The organism is Marivivens niveibacter (assembly GCF_002150005.2).
Taxonomy (GTDB): domain Bacteria; phylum Pseudomonadota; class Alphaproteobacteria; order Rhodobacterales; family Rhodobacteraceae; genus Marivivens; species Marivivens niveibacter.
Genome location: NZ_MSPP01000011.1, coordinates 1 through 1,273, shown reverse-complemented (window position 1 = coordinate 1,273; position 1,273 = coordinate 1). Strand labels below are relative to the sequence as shown.

Here is a 1,273-nt window from a genome sequence, read left to right as displayed (position 1 = left end):
ATGACCGACGCCGAAGCCATCGACCTGATGTCTGGCCGGTTCACCCGTTTGTGCAACATCTGGGATAACGCACGCGATGCGGCCCGCCTGAACGCGGCCGAGTGAGGAAGAATAAAATGGGCAACACGATCCGTTTAACGGCCGCACAGGCCATGGTGAAATGGCTTTCGGTTCAGATGACCGAAGCCGGCGAACGTTACATCGATGGGATGTGGGCGATCTTTGGTCACGGCAACGTGGCCGGCATCGGCGAGGCGCTGCACGCTTATCAGGACGTCTTTCCGACATGGCGCGGCCAGAACGAACAGACGATGGCGCATACCGCCATCGCCTATGCCAAAACGATGAAGCGTACCCGCGCGATGGCGGTGACGTCGTCGATCGGGCCTGGTTCGACCAACGTTGTGACGGCGGCTGCGCTGGCGCATGTGAACCGTCTGCCGCTGTTGATTGTTGCGGGCGATGTATTTGCAAACCGCCGCCCCGAACCTGTGCTGCAACAGGTCGAAGATTTTGACGACGGCACCGTATCGGCGAACGACTGTTTTAAACCTGTCAGCCGTTATTTTGACCGCATCACGCGTCCTGAACAGATCATGTATGCGCTGCCGCGTGCGCTGCGTACGATGACGGATCCGGCGAACTGCGGCCCTGCGACGCTTGCGTTCTGTCAGGACGTTCAGGCCGAGGCATATGATTATCCGGCCGAGTTTTTTGAACCGCGCGTTTGGCGCATCCGCCGTCCGGCCCCTGATACGGGCGAACTGGCGCGTGTGGCTGAGGCGATCAAAGGCGCAAAGAACCCTGTGATCATCGCAGGCGGCGGCGTGATTTATTCGCAGGCGGAATCCGAACTGGCGGCCTTTGCCGAAAAACACAACATCCCCGTGTCCGAAACCCAAGCGGGCAAATCGGCGCTGCCAACATCGCATCCAATGGCGTTCGGCGCATCGGGCGTGGACGGATCGGCAGCGTCAAATGCTGTTGCGGAAACCGCGGATGTGGTGATCGGTATCGGCACCCGTTTCCAGGACTTTACCACCGGATCGCGGACCCTGTTCCGCGAGGATGCGAAGCTTATCTCGATCAACATCCACGGCTATGACGCGAACAAACATGGCGCTGAATCGCTAGTGGCAGATGCCAAAATCGCACTGCAGATGCTGGGGGAAAGCTTGGGCGATTACCGCGCCGATGCCTGTGATCCTGAACAGCGGATCGATTGGCTGCGCGCGGTGGATGCCTATTGCGCACGCCCTGATGATCAGGACGC

The 1,273-nt window shown here is 59.7% G+C and carries 1 protein-coding gene; it reads left to right on the top strand.

Annotated elements, in window-relative coordinates; all coding sequences use genetic code 11:
* Positions 1-116: 116 nt before the first annotated feature.
* Positions 117-1,273 (top strand): thiamine pyrophosphate-binding protein (locus BVC71_RS15280; protein ID WP_276268559.1); only part of this gene is annotated, 1,157 nt, incomplete at its 3' end.